We start from the raw sequence: 17,755 nt of genomic DNA on the forward strand, positions 1-17,755 counted from the left end.
GAGTTTCGGCGCAACTGTTTTATGTAAACTCACAGCAACCTATTTCAGCACATGGGCCAAAAATGCTGCCATCTCCTTCCATGATTTTTCATCAGCATCGCTGTCATAGGAAATGGGAATGTTGAATCTTTTTCCGGTGGCTGTAGAAGCAGGGTTTGTAAAAGCATGGAGCGCGCCGGGATAGTTTACAAATTTGTAATCAATCTTTGCACTGTCCATCTCGCTTTTATATCCGGCAATCTCTTCCTGTGACACAAAAGTATCCGCTGCACCGTTCAAAACCAGGTATTTCACCTTATTGTTCCTGGCCCGAATTCCGGTCATAAGATTCCCGTGAAAACTCACCACTCCTTTGAAATCGGTGTAAGTCCTTCCCATATTAAGCGCCTGTGCGCCACCAAAGCAGTAACCGATTATGGCCATCCGGGTGTGGTCTGCATTTTCTGTGATAATTACCCTGTTTTTTGCGGCATCAAACATCCTCCGGGCATCAATCGGGATTCTGTAGAAGTGCGAAGATAATTTCTGTGCCTCTTCCGGCGTCTCCACCACTTTGCCCTCACCGTAATAATCTACCGCCACGGCATAATAACCGAGTTCTGCCAACTGCATTGTGCGGTCTTAAATATAGTCATTCAGTCCCCACCACTCCGGCAGCACAAATACTACAGGCAGCGGTCCCGGGAGATCAGGATTAAAAGCTGCAAATGACCTGTGAGTTATTCCATTGATTCCGTAGGAAAGTTCTTCGCTTTTTATTGAAGTTTTTTTGTCTGAAGTTGCCAGGGCAGAACTTTCAGTTGTTGTTTTCTCAGCGCATGAAAAAGTGAGGAGCGACAACAGCGCCCACAGGTAAACAGGAAATTTCATATTAAATTGTATTTAGTGAACTAAAGTTATCCATTTCCAGAATATTCCGAATAATTTTTTACACTTAAAACGATGCAAAAAAAGGCTGCTTTTTCTGCAGCCCATTATTTTTTCCTCCTTAATGAATATGCTTTTCGGCATGGTAGGAACTCCTGACCAAAGGTGAACTCTCTACATGTCTGAAGCCCAGACTTCTGGCAAAATCACCAAATTCTGCAAACTCTTCAGGTGTCACGAACTTTTTAACCGGAAGGTGTTTTTTAGTTGGCTGCAGGTACTGACCGATTGTAATGACATCCACATTGGAGTTTCTGATGTCTTCGATTGTCCGGAAAACCTCATCACGTTCTTCACCCAGGCCCAGCATCAGACCTGTTTTGGTCCGGTTTTGCCCGGCTTCCTTCAGATAACGCAGTACTTCCAGACTTCTCTCGTATTTTGCCTGTATCCGCACCTCGCGGGTAAGCCGTTTCACAGTTTCCATATTGTGTGAAATCACTTCCGGCGCCACTTCTACCAGGCGGTCAATATGCTTTGTAATTCCCTGAAAATCCGGAATAAGCGTCTCCATCGTGGTACCCGGAGAAATCCGGCGAACGGCATTCACTGTTTCGGCCCATAGTATGGAGCCCATATCCTTAAGGTCATCCCTGTCTACCGAAGTAAGCACTGCATGCTTGATCTTCATAAGTTTAATGGACCTGGCCACTTTTTCCGGTTCGTCCCAGTTTACATCCAGCGGTCTTCCGGTCTTTACGCCGCAAAAACCGCAGCTGCGCGTACAGATATTGCCCAGAATCATGAATGTGGCCGTTCCTTCGCCCCAGCACTCGCCCATATTAGGGCAGCTGCCGCTCTGGCAAATGGTGTTCAGTTTATATTTATCGACAAGGCTACGGAGTTCACGGTAATTTTTCCCTGTAGGAAGCTTTACGCGGATCCATTTAGGCTTTTGGATGGTGGTATCTACAACAGTGTCGTTCATCATTAAAAATAAAGTGCAAAATTACGAATTTAGAAATTGACTGGTCAATCCTCATACTCATTGGTTTTCAGCAGAGCCGAAAGTACTTTCTTGGCCCTCATGATCCTCACTTTTGTATTTGAAACGGTGAGGTTCAGCTCTTCGGCGATTTCCTTAATGCTTTTTTCCTCGAAAAACCTCAGACGGATTATTTCCTGATAATTAAGGTCCAGAGAGGCAATAACAGCCAGAATCTGCTTCTGCTCCTCTTCGGAAATCAGAAGTTCTTCGGGTGACCGTGCAAACTGGTCGCGGATTTCGTCGAAACTGTTTACAGCATCTTCATTTTCACGGTTTTTTCTTCGCCAAAAATCAATCACTGTATTCTGAGCAATGGTGAGAACCCAGGTCTTGAACTGGAAATTAGGATCATAGAGATCCAGCTTATTCAGGACCTTGGAGAAAACATTTACGGTAATCTCATCGGCATCAATCTCATTTCTGACTTTCTTCATCACAAAAGAAAAAACATCTACCCAAAAAAGGTTGATGAGGTGAGTCTGTGCTTTCTGGTCCTTTTGCTGTGCGCTGCGGATGAGTGTGATTAGTTGTCCGTCTTTCATTTCATGGTAAAAATACAAATTTAATAACGATGGTGTGTGACCTGTGGCAGCAAAAACATGGCCGAATTCCTTACCATTATATTTGTTATTTTTGATGAAATTACTTTCAGATGAAAACCCCGATTTTTCTGTTCATGCTGTGTTCCCTGGGTTTGGGAGCGCAGAAATATACCAAATCAGATTCGCTGAAGGGATCTGATAACGTCTACAGAAATTTCTGGGATGTTAAAAAGTATGAACTTACCGTAGAGGCTGATTTTGACAGCAGGATGGTCAGCGGAAGTAATATTATACATTTTGATGTAACTAAAAAGGTAAAAAACCCCATATTTCAGATTGATATTCAGCAGCCGATGAAAGCAGAGGTTCTTCAATCCAATTTCAAGATCATCAAGACGGAGCGCCAGAGAGACTTCCTGTGGATTCACGCGGGCGGAACTTTTGAACCTACCAAAAACTACCGGATAGAAATTTCCTATTCAGGAAGTCCTACCATAGCACCGAATGCACCCTGGGACGGGGGCTGGGTATTCAGCCGGGATGATGCCGGTATGCCGTTTATGAGTGTGGCTCAGGAAGGAATTGGCACTTCGGTGTGGCTGCCTGTTAAAGACCACTGGGCTGATGAGCCTGACAACGGGGTACGGATGAAAATCATCACCCCAAAACAACTGGTGGGTGTAGGAAACGGGCGGCTGATCAAGACGGAAACCGCAGGTGATAAGAAACACTTCACATGGGAGGTGAAAAATCCTATCAATGCGTATTCCATAGTTCCTAATATTGGGAATTATGTGAATTTCAAAGATACCTACAGTGGTGAAAAAGGTCCGTTGGACCTGGATTACTGGGTTCTGCAACAGAATCTGGCGAAAGCAAAAAAGCAGTTCACACAGGTAAAACCCATGATGCAAGCTCTGGAGTACTGGTTTGGGCCCTACCCTTTTTACGAAGACAGTTTTAAACTGGTGGAAAGTCCCTATCTGGGCATGGAACACCAGAGTAATGTGGCATATGGGAATAGCTATGGTAACGGTTATTTGGGCAGAGACTTATCAGGAACGGGAGTCGGTTTGAAATGGGATTTCATCATCATCCACGAAAGTGGACATGAATGGTTTGCCAATAGTATTACAGCCAAAGATAAAGCGGACATGTGGATTCATGAAGCGTTCACCTCCTATTCTGAAACGCTTTTTACCGAAAATTTCCTGAACCGAAGTGATGCCGACAAATACGTAGTGGGAACAAGACAGAACATTCAAAATGACCTGCCTGTAATTGGCGATTACGGCGTAAGGAATACGGGCAGCAGCGATATGTATTTTAAGGGTGCCAATATGCTGCACACCATCCGGACAATAATTAATGATGATGTAAAGTTCCGCAGTATCCTGCGTGGACTAAATAAAAACTTTTACCATCAAACGGTAACCACAGGGCAGATTGAGAGTTATATCACTGAAAAATCCGGTCTGGACCTCAGTACGGTTTTCGACCAATACCTGCGCACCACTAAAATACCGGCTTTAGTTTACCGACAGAAAGGAAAGATGCTGGAATTCCGTTATGAAAATGCGGTGAAAGACCTGCAATTACCGTTAAGGATCAACGGGAATCAGCTGATCTTACCTAACGAAAAATGGCAGCAGGTTGAACTGAACTCTTCAGTTCCGGTTACCTTCGATAGAAATTATTATGTGGAGTACCGAAAAGCAGACTGATTTCTATTTACGTAGAATTACCCGAAAGGTGGTTCCCTTACCCAGGTCAGTTTGCGGAATCCGGATATCCCCGCGGTGGTATTCCTTTACCACGCGTTTTGCAAGACTAAGTCCCAGCCCCCAACCTCTCTTCTTGGTTGAATATCCCGGCTTGAAAACATTGGCAGCCTGTCGTGCGGTGAGTCCGCAACCGGTATCGCGGAAGTCCACGATGATGTTGCGGCCGCGCTCATAGGCAAGAATCTCAAGCTTTCCCTGTCCCTTCATCGCGTCAACAGCGTTTTTAACCAGATTTTCAATGACCCAGCTCAGCAGAATGCGGTTATGGGGAATGATAATCTGACGCGCAGGGAGGTTAAGTGTAAAATCAATCTTGCCGGAAATGCGTTTTTTCAAATAATCATAGTTCTGCTGGATGGTCTCGGAAAGGTTCATATCGTTCAGCTCCGGAACCGAGCCAATTTTTGAAAAGCGCTCTGAAATAGTCATTAAGCGGTTCACGTCTTTTTCAATCTCAGCGGCTTCCTGGGAATTGGGATTATCCATCCGCATAATTTCGACCCAGCCAATCATTGACGAGAGCGGAGTACCGATCTGATGTGCGGTTTCCTTGGCGAGGCCTGCCCACAGGAATCCTTCATCTGTTTTCTTAATCGTACGCAGAAACCAGAAGGAGAAAAGCAGATAAGCAAATATGAAAAGACCAAGCAAATAAGGTGACCACCGCAAATCGTTGAGCAAACGCGAATTGTCATAATAAACAAACTGGTTATTTCCGTCCGGAAACTTGAGTTCGATGGGCGGATAGGTTTTACCCATGTTTTTTGCAAGTTTTACTAATGCAGATGCACTGTTTTCGATTTCTTTCGGTATGTTTTTGTGAAACATTGGCCTGTCTTGTATATCAAGAATGATCACAGGAATTGTATTATTTGTAGTCGTTATCTTCAGTGCTAAATCCTGGGATGAAGGATCCGGAGCGGTAACCTCCTGCTGATACTTTATGGCACTCGCTAATAAATCAATCCTTTTGATCTCTTCCTTACGCAAGTAATCAATCAGCATTACGGACGAGATCACGATTGCCGAGGTCACTATGGTGAGTAACCCAAAGACAAACCACTGGTTGAGCCTGGAAAGAAAAGGTCTTTTCAAGAATTTTCTATTTTAAAACGTTTAAAACTTTGTAAAGGGCATCACTTACACTTCCACCCTGATAATTGTTGATGATAATGGAATATACATATTTATTGCCGTTAGTTGATGTGTGATAGCCTGCAAAGGATTTAATGTTTCTGATGGTGCCACTCTTCATCTTCATACCGTTCTGCTCTGGAAAACCATCAAAATAGCTGCTGAACCAGGGTTGTTTTCGGGACCAGAGCAAAGCCTGAACCTCGGCCCGGGCAGAAACGTAATTCTGGGGAGACAGGCCACTGCCGTCGGCGAAATTAATCATCGCCCCATTAATTCCTTTGTTCTTCCAAAAATCCTTCATGAAATCAATTCCCTCATCAAAGCTTCCCACACCTCTTTTCTCTTTTGCCATGGTCTTCACCAGGGTTTCGCCGTACAGGTTTACACTTTTTTTCAGGAACCAGTAAACGATCTTATCAAGCGTTGGCGACTGCCATGTAAAAAACACGTTTGATTCCGGTGCTTTCTGAATTTTGAGCCCATTAATAAGTTGACTGCTGTTGGTGATAACATTGCCGGTTAAGGAGATTCCGCTTGCACTGAGCCAGGATTTTATCTCCATGCCCAACTGCAGGGGTGGATTGGGAAGTGAGCCCGAAACCGTGATCGCTTTAGCCGGTAAGGTACCGTTTATCAGGGCTACCTCGGAGTGCGGTGCGGTGAAAATAAGACTTTGGTCTGAAGATCCGGCCACCTTTACCTCATTGACCCACTTCAAATTGTGGAGCGGAATATTAAAATCTTTTATTGCGCCATTCCGGAGATTTACATCAAACTGGTTTTCGCGCCAGTTTACACTCCAGACGCCTGCACCGTAATAGTTTCCCATATCATCCCAGGGCCAGCCACCGGGAACGGTTTGAAAATCAAAATAAGTATCATCAATGATTAAATCGCCGGCAATGCTGCTAATTCCCTGTTTTTTCAGCGCCTCGATAAGCTGGCGGCGGAAATCTTCCGGTTTATGACCATCGTAGCGCCAGCTGCCCAGGGTTGGATCTCCGTTGGAGCTTACAAACAGATTGCCGTCAAGTTTACCGGAACTAACAGTTCCGGAATAGGAGGCTGTTGTTTTATAGGTGTAGTTTTTACCTAAAGTTTCCAGCGCAGCTGCAGCCGTAAAGATTTTCTGGGTTGAGGCGGTGGACAGTCCTTTATTTCCCTGATATTCATAAATGAACTTGCCGTTTTCATCAGCCACATAAAAAGACAGGTTCGCTGAATAGGCTGCCGGCGATTCCATCAGATTTTTTGTAGCTGCATCCAGTTTCTGCGGTATTTCCTGCGCATAAAAAACCTGGCTGCCCAACACAGCGGCAGCAAGAAGGTGATTCTTTTGAAGACTAATCATAGTCAAATATAGTAAAAGCGGTGTCAATATCAGTTGATCCTTGATCTGTGCAAATGAAAAACCCCTCCAGCCGCAGAGGCTGAAAGGGTTTTCTGATAAATTTTGAGGCATTAATTTACACTAACAACCTCAGTAATTTCTGGTGCATACTGTTTAATTGTATTTTCGACACCCAATTTCATTGTCGAAAAGCTCATGGGACAGCCGTTGCAGTTTCCCTGAAGTTTAACGATCACCTTGCTGCCTTCCACATCAATCAGCTCTATGTCTCCCCCATCCTTGTTCAGGAAGGGACGTATGCTCTCCAGTGCTTCAAGTACCTTGGTTACAGTGGCTTCGTGTACGATATTACTTTCCATATTTTGTGTCGGGGTGGTGTGCTGTCTCCAGACCATCACTCGCTTGTTATTTTGCTTTTGGTGAACAACCGGCCATTGTTGTGATCTTCACGGCCTCTGTAGGCGGAAGGCTTTTATTTCTTTCCACCAGACTTTCAATCATACTTTTGGCGGTTTCAACGTAGATATCTGCAATCTTAGAATTTTCCTGCAATGCGGCCGGACGGCCTACATCACCGGCCTCACGTATACTTTGAATCAGAGGTATCTCTCCCAGTACCGGGATACCTATATCTTCTGCAAGGTATTGGGCACCCTGTTTCCCGAAGATGTAATACCTGTTCTCAGGAAGCTCCTCGGGTGTAAAATAGGCCATATTCTCTATCAAACCGAGAACAGGAATATTAATACTTTCCATCTGGAACATGGCGATACCCTTACGCACGTCGGCCAGAGCCACATGCTGCGGCGTACTAACAATCACTGCTCCTGTTACAGGTACTTCCTGGATGATGGAAAGATGGATATCTCCGGTTCCCGGTGGAAGGTCAATCAGCAGAAAATCCAGTTCGCCCCAATGGGCATCACGGATCATTTGGTTAAGTGCTTTCGAAGCCATTGGCCCACGCCAAACCACTGCCTGGTTGGCTCCGGAAAAATATCCGATGGACAGCATCTTTACGCCGTAATTTTCCACAGGCTGCATCAGGTTTTTACCGTCTACCTCCACTGAAAGTGGTTTTGCACCTTCAGTATCAAGCATTGTTGGAACCGATGGACCATAAATATCAGCATCTAAAAGACCAACTTTGAAGCCCATGTTTGCCAATGTAACTGCCAGGTTAGCGGCAACTGTTGATTTACCCACGCCTCCTTTTCCGGAAGCAATAGCGATGATATTCTGAATTCCGGGAATCTGCTTTCCTTTGATCTGATTCTGCTGAACTTCCGTAGGGTCAGGTGAAACAATCTTTAACTTCAGCACGACATCCTCTCCAAACTGAGATGCAAAAGCCTGCTTCATAGCCACTTCCAGTTTTTTCTTTTCGTGCATTGCCGGCGAGTGCGCGGTCATATCTATATACACCTCATTGCCCATAACCTGAAGGTTATTCACGAGGTCTTCTACTTCAATCTCTTTCAGGAAATCCTGAACGTTTGCTTTCTTCAACATAATATAATCTGAATATTGAACCGCAAAGTTACGGAATAAACGCCAATTTAGACTTAATAAAAATAAGGATTTCCATCCAACCTAACCGATGTCATGTGACCGCAGGAAAGTGAGGCAAAAAAAAGATGCTAAGTTGCTGGATAAGCTGATCAACATCACTCCTCCTCAAAGTTCAGTGCTGCCTGCTGGTCAAACTCACCTTCCCATTTGGCAATGACTACAGACGCAAGACAGTTTCCGATCACATTAACAGAGGTACGGCCCATATCCATCAGTTCATCAATTCCCAGGATGGCTGCTATGATGAATACCGGCAAACCGAACTGGTCGGCAGTGGCGATCAGGATAATTAAAGAAGCTCTTGGAATCGCGGCCACACCTTTACTGGTGATCATAAGCGTAAGGCAAATGAGCAGCTGCTGACCGAAGGTAAGATGCATCCCGGCAGCCTGCGCAACAAAAATGGACGCTAATGACAGGTAAAGCGTGGTTCCGTCCAGGTTGAAGGAATAACCGGTGGGAACGACAAAGGATACGATTTTCCGGGGAACTCCGAATTTCTCCATATTCTGCATTACCACAGGCAGCGCCGCATCGGAACTTGTAGTTGCGAAAGCAATGGAAACCGGCTCCTTAATAGCCTGTATAAACTTTTTGATTGGCACCTTCATATAGAGCGCAATAGGCAGGAGTACCAGCAGCAGGAAGGCAATCAGTGCGCAGTAGAGCGTAAGCAGGAGCATAAAGAGATACTTCAGGATGTCAATACCCATATGTCCTACGGTGTATGCCATGGCGGCACCCACACCAATCGGCGCAAAATACATGATAATGTGCGTGTACTTGAACATTGTTTCCGCCAGACTGTCCACGAAATCCACCATCGGTCTTTTTTTGCGTTCCGGTAACTGAGCCAGCCCGATACCGAAGATCACCGCAAATACAACAATCTGAAGAACCTGATTATCGTAAATTGATTTGATGATGTTCTCAGGAAATACATCACGAAAGAAAGCGGTTGTCTTGAAAAGCCAGTGGTTATGCTCCGGAATGGCTTCCAGAGCACGCTGATCTGCTTCCTTAACCGCTGAAGCCGTGGGGAGATCATGGTGAGGAATTTTGGAAGCGTCGATTCCCACACCGGCCTGCGATATATTAATGGCTGCAAGACCGATGAAGAGGGCGATAGTAGTTGCAGTATAAAAGTAAAGTAATGATTTCCAAGCCATTCGCCCCACCTGCTTAAGATCGGAATGACCTGCAATTCCATAAACAAGGGTTGCAAAGAGTATTGGTCCTACAATGGTCTTTACCAGCCTGATAAAGCCCTGGCTCAGAGGTTGCAGAGAAAGCGCCACACCGGGGTAATCCCGTCCCACAATCACACCTATTACAATACTTACCAGGATCCATGTTGTAAGGTTTTTTCTCTGTATTGCATAAGTAACCATTCCCAATACAAAAAGCAGGTGCCCAAAAACAAGATAGTCGGGGGGAAGAGGGTTTAACAGATTAATTCCATGAAGCAGTACGGCAACCGTAAGTGTAAAATAAGGAAATATCCTCAGGAGTGTAGGACTCATATAATTTTTATAACAGCTACAAATATATAATTTTTCATCAGAGTGTTAACAAACATTAAATTGCCCTGCGCCTCAGCCGGCATGACAGGACCCCGCAAAGCAACAGTTCGGAACTACGACCTTAAAATTTAAGAAACATTTAGCCTTTAGCTGAAACAACAATCAGATAAGTATTACTAAATTTGAGATCATTAATTCTTAACATTAAATAAAATACTATGAAAAAAACATTTGCGATGGCTGCCATGGCGCTGGCTATATCTTTCGGTTCAGTTTCCTGTAAGAAGAAAGTTTCCGATGCAGAACTTACGACCCAGGCAACAACAGTGGTTACCAGCAACCCGGGTGCAACTGTAGAAGTTAAGGACGGTACGGCCCATTTGAGCGGGACTTTCCCGGATGAAGCTTCCCGCGACGCGATGATCAGCCAGCTGAAAGCGATTCCCGGAATTAAGGATGTAATGGATATGACCCGTATTGAAGCACCTGTAGTTGAAACGGTGTCTGCAGTTGATCCGGCAGTTCAGCAGAAAGTTCAGGATGCGGTAAAGGATTTCCCGTCTGTTAAAGTAGAGGTTGTGAACGGAGAACTGACCCTTACAGGTGATGTATCGCCTGCTCAGGCCAGGAAGATTAAAGAATCGGTAGATGCGCTTCAGGCAGGGAAAGTAAATTACAACTATAACGTTAAATAAGAAAAAATATGAGCGCATTACAGGACAAATATGCCGGTGTAATCTCAGCAGCACAAGCGGCGGGAATTTCAGGTTTACAGGTACGCGAGCAGGACGGTATACTTTATGTTTCGGGTTCGGCAGGCAGCACCGCTGCCAAAGATGCGGTATGGAACGCCTTGGGGGCCATAGATACCACCTATTCTGCATCAGACATCAATATTGATGTCCAGGTTACAGGCTTTGCATCCGGAGCCAACCTTACAGTAAACACCGAAGAGTCCAGCCTGAACATCAGACAGGAACCATCTACCGAGGCAGCGATCATCGGGAAGGCTTCCAAAGGTGAGTCAGTGACGCTTGTGGAGCAGTCTTCAGATGACTGGTGGAAGATCAGGACCTCGTCCGGCGAGGAGGGCTATGCTTACGCGCGTTATCTTAAGGCATAACGTCAACCTAATAAATACCCTGGAATCCCCGAATTTTCGGGGATTTCTTATTTTTCGATCGTGCGGAAGGTAAGATTGATTCGCGGGCTGGATATCTTTTTGGTCGGAGGTAAACGGTGCAACCAAAAACTCTGGGTCTGGTCTTTCATTACCAATAAACTACCATGTTCGAGAACCAACTCGACTTTCTGGCTGGTGGTTTTATGTTTGAATGAAAATTTCCTTTCAGCACCCAAAGTCAGGGAGGCAATCGCGCCGTTTTTCTTAAGGTCCTTCTCGCCGTCGCTGTGATAGGCCATGCCTTCTTCGCCACTGTGATAAAGGTTCAGCAGGCAGGAATTAAATGTTTCACCGGTTTTCTGTTCCGCAATTTTTTTCAGCTCCAGAAGATCATCGGTCCAGGGCAATGCAGTTTTTGTAGATTTGGAATAGGTATATTCAAAACCCTCATCACCATACCAGGCAACCTTCCTTTTGGTGAAGATTTTTTTGCCAAAAATGACGGCTTCATCATTTTTCCATACAATTCCTGTCAGCAATTTTTCATAATATTCATCTGCCTGCGCGCGATCCAGTACTTTGCCAAAATAAAGTACTGTACCGTCTTGCGGCAGCAGATTTTTTTCCGGGTAAAAATTATCCTCAAACAGATTCAACATCATTCAGCAAATAAATATAAAAATAAAAACTTCCCGGAAGCCCGGAAAGTTTTAGGTGCACTATTTTAGAAATTTCTATTTATTCAGATGATAGTAAGCCAGCATCTTATAGTAGAGTTTGGCCGCCAGGAAAGCGGTTGGTTTTGGCATGGGCGAATCCATAAGCTCTACAATATCGAAAGCCACTACATTGCATTTTTCAAACACTTTTTTAAGCAGTTCCAAAGTTGGGTACCACTGCAGGCCACCAGGTTCCGGTGTTCCTGTGGAAGGAGCGATCGAAGGATCGAAAGCGTCCAGGTCAATGGTGATGTATACATTACCGGAAAGCTTGGCCAGAACATCATCTATCCAGTTGGGATTAGTGGCGATCTCGTGCGCCCAGAAACACTGACCTTCCGGTACATACTGCATTTCCTCAGCATCGCAGGAGCGGATCCCAACCTGCACCAGATTCAGTTTCTGAGAAGCTTCAAAAACCGCACAGGCATGATTGGAGGTGGAGCCGTGAAACTCAGGTCTTAAATCTGTATGCGCATCCAGCTGCAGAACCGTTAGGTTCTCGTACTTCTCTCCTACCGCACGGATGGAGCCGATGGAAACCGAATGTTCGCCGCCAAAAAGTGTGAACAGTTTGCCATCATTCTTAATCAGCTCTTTGGTTTTCTGATAAACGGCGTCAGTCATTGCCTCCGGAGAAGAATTTTCAGAAATCTCACCCGCCAGATATACCCCTTCCAGGTAAGGCTCGGTGCCAGTTTCAATATCGTAGAGTTCCATATTTTCGGAGGCATCCAGGAAAAGCTCGGGTCCTTTGTCGGCACCCTTGCCCCAGGTTGAAGTTCCGTCATAAGGTACGGTCACAAGCATTACCTTTGAGTTTTCCAGAGTTGCGTTTTCTTCCGGGATTGCGGCGTATGTTCTCATTGATGTTAGTCTTTTTTAATTTGTTTTTTTCGGATTTCAAAGATAATAAAATTGCGGTCACTGGCAGCCGTTCGTGGTGACTGTTGCCGGATATACATTATGCCGTAGGCTTCGTTCCCTATTATTTTAATAGTTTTGCAAAAAAAATTGCAATGCCTTTAAAAGCTGTTTTATTTGATATGGACGGTGTTATTGTGGACACGGAACCCCTGCACAGGAAAGCCTATTTCCGGATGTTTGAGGATTTCGGAATCGATGTTTCGGAGGAACTCTTTACCACCTTTACGGGAGCATCTACAAAAAGGGTTTGCACCACACTCATTGACACGTTCGGGCTGGAAGCCGACCATGAAGATCTGGCACGGATAAAAAGACATCATTTCAAAAACTATTTTGATACCGACCCGGATTTCGACCTGATCCCGGGCGTAAAAAGCCTGATTGAGAACTATTACGAAAACGGTGTGAAGCTGGTACTGGCTTCATCGGCACATATGAATACCATCAACTGGGTGTTTGAGAAATTTGAGCTTGAACCCTACTTTATCGGGAAAATTTCCGGTGCTGACTTACAGGAATCCAAACCGCACCCAGAGATCTTTGAGCTCGCTGCCGAAATGGCCGGGGAACCCAGAGAACACTGCATGGTGATTGAAGACTCAACAAACGGGATTGAGGCGGCGCATTCGGCGGGAATTTTCTGTACTGCTTACCAAAGCGCACATTCAAAAAATCAGGATTATACCAAAGCCAATCTGTCGGTTTTCGATTTCTCGGATATTGAATTTGAGAAGGTGAAGAAGTATTTTTAGAGTCTATTAACTGATTTGCTGCATTGGCTATAGTACTTATCCGGCCAATTAGACTTCGGTAACAGCAGTAAATTTATACGCGTTGGCATGTCATTCCGGAGGAATCTAAACCGGGCAAGGAGTAATTCGTTGAGATTCCTGCGGAATGACAAACAGGCTGTTGACAATAGGTATGGTATAATTTGTTCAAAAAGAACAATTTTAAGCAAACCTGATTGCGTCGTCGGTCTTTCCGGAGGAATCTAAACCGAGCAAGGAGTAATTCGTAAAGATTCCTGCGGAATGACAACCAGGCGCACAAAGTGAAGAGAAGACTCCCAGCTCCGATTGCAGCGAATGACAAGGAGACTGCTGTCTGGATGTGAGTGTAATGCGATCAAAGCGCAACGAAACGGACATTAAGTTATTTCTATGACTTCTGTCATTCCGCAGGAATCTAAACCGAGCAAGGAGTAATTCGTAGAGATTCCTGCGGAATGACAAACAGGCGCACAAAGTGAAAGCAGACTACCAGCCCCGATGCAGCGTAAAGACAAAGAAACTCCTATATGGATACTTGTTATTAAACGATAAAAGGGCAGTTTATAGGGGGTATTTCTATTAGGATTTTCTTTGTTGTAATGTCGATAGTCTATTGCTGTTGATTGATCCAACTGTGAAATTATTGCCATTGACCAAATATTCCCGTTTAAATAAAAGGATCTTATTTCAAATTTCTTTTCTATTAAATTTTGAAAAAGAGTTGGATAGAATGTGAAATCCAAGTTTTGGTCTAAAAACTGTTGTGTAGGACCAACCTGAAACATTGTCAGAAAGGTCAACTGTACCATTTCCGTTAATTGTTTTCGTTACAAAATCTCCCATTTCAAGCCCGTCTGTGGAATTTGATAGAAAATACTGCGGAACTGACAAACCAATTTTTTCAGCATATTCTAATACAATCAGCTTATTAACAGTTGACTTTGATTCCTTGTTTATTGTTTTCACTTGTTCCAACTTGTACAATATGTAATCCTTTATCCAAAATTGGGTTTCAAACATATAATCGTTCAAACCTGCATTATCGTACTCCAAATATTTTATTTTTAGCCCACCTCTTCTGAACCAAACGCTTGTGATTTCGTCAATAAAAAAGCAATTACTGCGACTAACAAGTTTTAGCCTCCTATTTTCTACTTGTATTTCAAAAATTTCATCGTCATTAATCCGGATAAATGCTTTGTTATAATAAAGAAACCATTGAATAACCTTGTTAGTAGTTTGATCATTTTTTTCAGAAAAAATCAAAACCATATTCTATTTGTTTTTAAGGTTTTCATAGGACAAGGTAGGTAGTCCGATTTTTTTTCTATTTGAATTGATCCTTATAGTATCAATTTGACTACCGCTCAAGTAACCGTACTCACTTGGTTTTCGGTTAGTGTTATTATGCTTATCAATAAATAAAGCATAGGTTAGCGGGTCTAATTCGCCATTTTTTAGAAAAGTATAAAGTTTAGCCTTGAAAGTTTCATAGTTCTTCCCATAATTCATATGCATTAGAACTGCTGTTAAATTAAGGTTTTCCCGCTTTGGACCCTCACCTCCAATTTTGTCATACCCTGGAAATCCCTCATTATTGAAAATTCTTAATAGAGATTTCTCATTCATACTGTCGTTCTTGATAAGTGTTTTGTTTATGGAACGATTGTTCTCCTGATCTCTTTCTTTAATTACAATTATGCTATCGCGTAATCGAACTTTAATTTTCTTTCTTGAGTGGGTAATTATTTTCTCAATGTCATCATCATCTATTAAATATGCTTTATAAATTACATTCAGTAAGCTATCATCACTTTTATACGTTAAATACCCGGCTTGAGACTTCAGATAGGTGATTAAAGATTTTCGACCACCAAAATCGTTATGTGTAAGATATCCTGATTTTAGGTAGTTTTTGTATGAATCATAAAAATCATTGCCTAAAACTGGATGTTTTTTATAGACACTTCTATACAAAAGAAATGCATCCTCTTTACTCCCAGAGTAGTGAAATAAACTGTCTGCTTTATAAATGGAGGGATAATAATCATTTAGATAATCCATTTTGTCAGTGTTCCTGGCAGCACAAGACAACATTACCATGCAACTGCCAACTAATACAATATTTTTTATTTTCATATGTAAAAAAAGCTGACTGAATTAACAATCAGCTTTATTTTTTCTAAGATTTTCATTAACCACCAATAATCGAGCAGGGTCTCATTTTTTTGTTATCATCTGAAAATTGTACATGATCCGGGGTATTGCCATCTACACCACAGGTTTGTTCATTCGTCCAAGTTTCCTCTACGATATCACCGCCAGATATTTTACTCAAATTTTGCAGTTTTTTGTTTTCCAAAGAAGAAAACCCTTTCTGAATTGAATTTAATTTTTTCATAATAAAATGTTTTAAAAAATTGTTTTGTGTCATTATTGACAAATCAAAGCTAAAAAAGAATTTTCAAACTAAATGTAGTAATTAATTCACAAAGCATGTGGTGTTTTTAGGACATTTTATATATTTGTGAAAAATATACACTTATGACTGTCGGTAGAACACTTAGAGTTCTGCGAACCAAAACAAATTACTCACAACAAGCTGTCGCTGATTTTATAGGGGTTGGTAGAAAAACATACATCAATTGGTAAAAGGAAACCAGTGGTATTAAATCGGAATATATCCCAAGATTAGCCGAAAAATTTGGAGTGGAAATCAAAGATCTTTTTGAAGAATCAGGACAGACAAATATTTCACAATAGTTCAGTGACAGCACATTCAATAACAGCGTGATGGTTATGATGTTTACTGATAAGAAAATGATGGGAGAAGTTTTAAAAGTGCTGAAGCAGGAAAAATAGCTATTATCATTATCGTTCTACGCAGCCAAATTGCAGCGTAAAGCGGGACGACAAATGAAAAGGAGCAACCCGCGTGTTGCTCCTAATCTTAATATCCTAAAAGTTTCAAAACCTCCTCCGGCTGCTGCTCCTCGCGGAAGACTTCGTACGTAAAATTGCCGTCTTCATCCTTGTTGATTAAAATATGCTTTGGCTGCGGCATCAGACAGTGGTGAACTCCGCCGTAACCTCCGATGGTTTCCTGATAAGCTCCCGTATGGAAAAATCCGATATACATGGGCTTGGTCTCACTGAAGACCGGCAGGTAAATGGCATTGGTATGCTGCTCGGAGTTGTAATAATCATCCGAATCACACGTGAGTCCACCCAGAAATACACGCTCATAGGTATCGTCCCAACGGTTAAGCGGCAGCATAATAAACTTACGAGAGATAGCCCAGGTATCAGGAAGTGTAGTCATGAAGCTGGAATCGATCATATTCCATTTCTCACGGTCGTTCTGTCTTTTCTGTGAAATCACCTTGTACAGATGTCCACCGCTTTCACCTACCGTAAAGGAGCCGAATTCCGTGTAGATATGCGGTTCTTCCACCCCTTCTTCCTCACAGAATTTCTTGATTTGAGAAACGATTTCATTCACCATATACTGGTAATCATAATCGAAGTTGAGTGAGGTTTTGATGGGGAAACCGCCACCGATGTTAAGTGAATCGACTTCAGGCGCAATTTTCTTGAGTCTGGCATATACCCGCAGACATTTATACAGTTCGTTCCAGTAATAGGCAGTATCCTTAATTCCGGTATTAATGAAAAAGTGCAGCATCTTGAGCCTGGCATTGGGATGCTCAGCAATTTTCTGGCTGTAATAAGGAATAATGTCCTTGTAGCCAATTCCCAGCCGCGAGGTGTAGAACTCAAATTTAGGCTCTTCTTCCGAAGCGATGCGGATGCCTATGTTAAAAGTGGTATCGATGCTTTCGGTAAGCTTGTCCAGTTCGCGGTAATTGTCCAGTATAGGAATGATGTTCTGGAAACCGTTGTTGATGAGGTCTGAGATCTTTGCCAGGTAATCATCGGTTTTAAAACCGTTACAGATAACCTCTACATCCTTGCCGTACTTACCTTTGTTGTACAGCGAACGGATAATGTCCATATCGTAGGCAGATGAAGTCTCCAGTGAAATATCATTCTTCAGGGCTTCCTCTACAACAAATGCAAACTGGCTGGATTTGGTACAGTAACAGTATACATAGCCTTTCTTATAATCATTTTTTTCAATAGCTTCCTTAAACCAGCCTTTTGCCCGCTGGATATTGGTAGATATCTTGGGCAAATAATTAAATTTCAGCGGGGTACCAAACTCCTCAACAATATCCATCAGCGGAATATCGTGAAACTGCAGACTGTTCTCAACCACGTTGAATTCTTCAGTTGGGAAATAAAGGGTCTGGTCAATAAGTTCTGAATATTTAATTTTCATTATATGCTGTCGGTTTATGGAATTACAAAATGCAAATGTGGTAAAAA

Annotated in this window: 19 protein-coding genes; 4 read left to right on the top strand and 15 right to left on the bottom strand. The window is 43.0% G+C overall.

Going from position 1 to position 17,755, the window contains the following annotated elements; all coding sequences use genetic code 11:
* Nucleotides 1-39: 39 nt before the first annotated feature.
* From P0M11_RS06660 to P0M11_RS06675, 4 genes are all read right to left on the bottom strand, one after another.
* Nucleotides 40-612, bottom strand: coding sequence for a dienelactone hydrolase family protein (locus P0M11_RS06660; RefSeq protein WP_275624980.1), 573 nt, complete (start codon nt 610-612; stop codon nt 40-42).
* Between the two features lie 9 nt (nt 613-621).
* Nucleotides 622-870, bottom strand: coding sequence for a hypothetical protein (locus tag P0M11_RS06665; RefSeq protein ID WP_275624981.1), 249 nt, complete (start codon nt 868-870; stop codon nt 622-624).
* Nucleotides 871-988: 118 nt separating this feature from the next.
* Entirely contained in the window at nt 989-1,855 is an 867-nt protein-coding gene (lipA, locus tag P0M11_RS06670) for a lipoyl synthase (protein WP_158065389.1), read from the bottom strand.
* 44 nt (nt 1,856-1,899) lie between these two features.
* Complete coding sequence (locus P0M11_RS06675) at nt 1,900-2,457, bottom strand: sigma-70 family RNA polymerase sigma factor (RefSeq protein WP_275624982.1); 558 nt, start codon at nt 2,455-2,457, stop codon at nt 1,900-1,902.
* A 110-nt stretch (nt 2,458-2,567) separates the two neighbouring features.
* Here P0M11_RS06675 and P0M11_RS06680 point away from each other — a divergent pair, with 110 nt between their 5' ends.
* Complete coding sequence (locus P0M11_RS06680; RefSeq protein ID WP_275624983.1) at nt 2,568-4,181, top strand: M1 family metallopeptidase; 1,614 nt, start codon at nt 2,568-2,570, stop codon at nt 4,179-4,181.
* Nucleotides 4,182-4,184: 3 nt separating this feature from the next.
* Here P0M11_RS06680 and P0M11_RS06685 read toward each other — a convergent pair whose 3' ends face one another.
* The 5 genes from P0M11_RS06685 to P0M11_RS06705 form a co-directional block, all read right to left on the bottom strand.
* The gene (locus P0M11_RS06685; protein ID WP_275624984.1) at nt 4,185-5,336 is read right to left on the bottom strand and encodes a HAMP domain-containing sensor histidine kinase; all 1,152 of its coding nucleotides are present in this window, start codon (nt 5,334-5,336) and stop codon (nt 4,185-4,187) included.
* Between the two features lie 7 nt (nt 5,337-5,343).
* Nucleotides 5,344-6,621 (bottom strand): D-alanyl-D-alanine carboxypeptidase/D-alanyl-D-alanine-endopeptidase, encoded by a 1,278-nt coding sequence (gene dacB, locus P0M11_RS06690; protein ID WP_275625332.1) that lies wholly within the window; start codon nt 6,619-6,621, stop codon nt 5,344-5,346.
* A 218-nt stretch (nt 6,622-6,839) separates the two neighbouring features.
* Nucleotides 6,840-7,088, bottom strand: a complete 249-nt coding sequence (locus tag P0M11_RS06695; protein WP_158063732.1) for a NifU family protein — start codon at nt 7,086-7,088, stop codon at nt 6,840-6,842.
* A 46-nt stretch (nt 7,089-7,134) separates the two neighbouring features.
* Entirely contained in the window at nt 7,135-8,241 is a 1,107-nt protein-coding gene (locus tag P0M11_RS06700; RefSeq protein ID WP_275624985.1) for an Mrp/NBP35 family ATP-binding protein, read from the bottom strand.
* 155 nt (nt 8,242-8,396) lie between these two features.
* Nucleotides 8,397-9,824, bottom strand: coding sequence for a cation:dicarboxylase symporter family transporter (locus tag P0M11_RS06705; protein WP_275624986.1), 1,428 nt, complete (start codon nt 9,822-9,824; stop codon nt 8,397-8,399).
* A gap of 218 nt (nt 9,825-10,042) precedes the next feature.
* On the opposite strand from P0M11_RS06705, the gene P0M11_RS06710 reads away from it, so the two are divergent.
* The gene (locus tag P0M11_RS06710; protein WP_275624987.1) at nt 10,043-10,519 is read left to right on the top strand and encodes a BON domain-containing protein; all 477 of its coding nucleotides are present in this window, start codon (nt 10,043-10,045) and stop codon (nt 10,517-10,519) included.
* A gap of 8 nt (nt 10,520-10,527) precedes the next feature.
* Complete coding sequence (locus P0M11_RS06715) at nt 10,528-10,947, top strand: SH3 domain-containing protein (protein ID WP_275624988.1); 420 nt, start codon at nt 10,528-10,530, stop codon at nt 10,945-10,947.
* 47 nt (nt 10,948-10,994) lie between these two features.
* Here the strand turns inward: P0M11_RS06715 and P0M11_RS06720 are convergent, their stop codons facing one another.
* Nucleotides 10,995-11,606 carry an alpha-ketoglutarate-dependent dioxygenase AlkB gene (locus P0M11_RS06720; RefSeq protein ID WP_275625333.1) on the bottom strand — a complete coding sequence of 204 codons (612 nt, stop codon included), beginning with the start codon at nt 11,604-11,606 and terminating at the stop codon, nt 10,995-10,997.
* A 75-nt stretch (nt 11,607-11,681) separates the two neighbouring features.
* Nucleotides 11,682-12,533 (bottom strand): agmatinase, encoded by an 852-nt coding sequence (gene speB / locus P0M11_RS06725; RefSeq protein WP_275624989.1) that lies wholly within the window; start codon nt 12,531-12,533, stop codon nt 11,682-11,684.
* A 152-nt stretch (nt 12,534-12,685) separates the two neighbouring features.
* On the opposite strand from speB, the gene P0M11_RS06730 reads away from it, so the two are divergent.
* Nucleotides 12,686-13,345, top strand: a complete 660-nt coding sequence (locus tag P0M11_RS06730) for an HAD family phosphatase (RefSeq protein WP_275624990.1) — start codon at nt 12,686-12,688, stop codon at nt 13,343-13,345.
* A gap of 708 nt (nt 13,346-14,053) precedes the next feature.
* On the opposite strand, the gene P0M11_RS06735 is transcribed toward P0M11_RS06730, so the two are convergent.
* From P0M11_RS06735 to P0M11_RS06750, 4 genes are all read right to left on the bottom strand, one after another.
* Nucleotides 14,054-14,638 (bottom strand): hypothetical protein, encoded by a 585-nt coding sequence (locus tag P0M11_RS06735; RefSeq protein ID WP_275624991.1) that lies wholly within the window; start codon nt 14,636-14,638, stop codon nt 14,054-14,056.
* Nucleotides 14,639-14,641: 3 nt separating this feature from the next.
* Nucleotides 14,642-15,430 carry a hypothetical protein gene (locus tag P0M11_RS06740; RefSeq protein ID WP_275624992.1) on the bottom strand — a complete coding sequence of 263 codons (789 nt, stop codon included), beginning with the start codon at nt 15,428-15,430 and terminating at the stop codon, nt 14,642-14,644.
* A 130-nt stretch (nt 15,431-15,560) separates the two neighbouring features.
* Entirely contained in the window at nt 15,561-15,767 is a 207-nt protein-coding gene (locus P0M11_RS06745; RefSeq protein ID WP_275624993.1) for a hypothetical protein, read from the bottom strand.
* A 549-nt stretch (nt 15,768-16,316) separates the two neighbouring features.
* Nucleotides 16,317-17,708, bottom strand: coding sequence for an arginine decarboxylase (locus P0M11_RS06750; RefSeq protein WP_158063724.1), 1,392 nt, complete (start codon nt 17,706-17,708; stop codon nt 16,317-16,319).
* Nucleotides 17,709-17,755 lie beyond the last annotated feature (47 nt).

Origin of the sequence: Kaistella sp. PBT33-4 (assembly GCF_029194425.1) — a bacterium.
Taxonomy (GTDB): domain Bacteria; phylum Bacteroidota; class Bacteroidia; order Flavobacteriales; family Weeksellaceae; genus Marnyiella.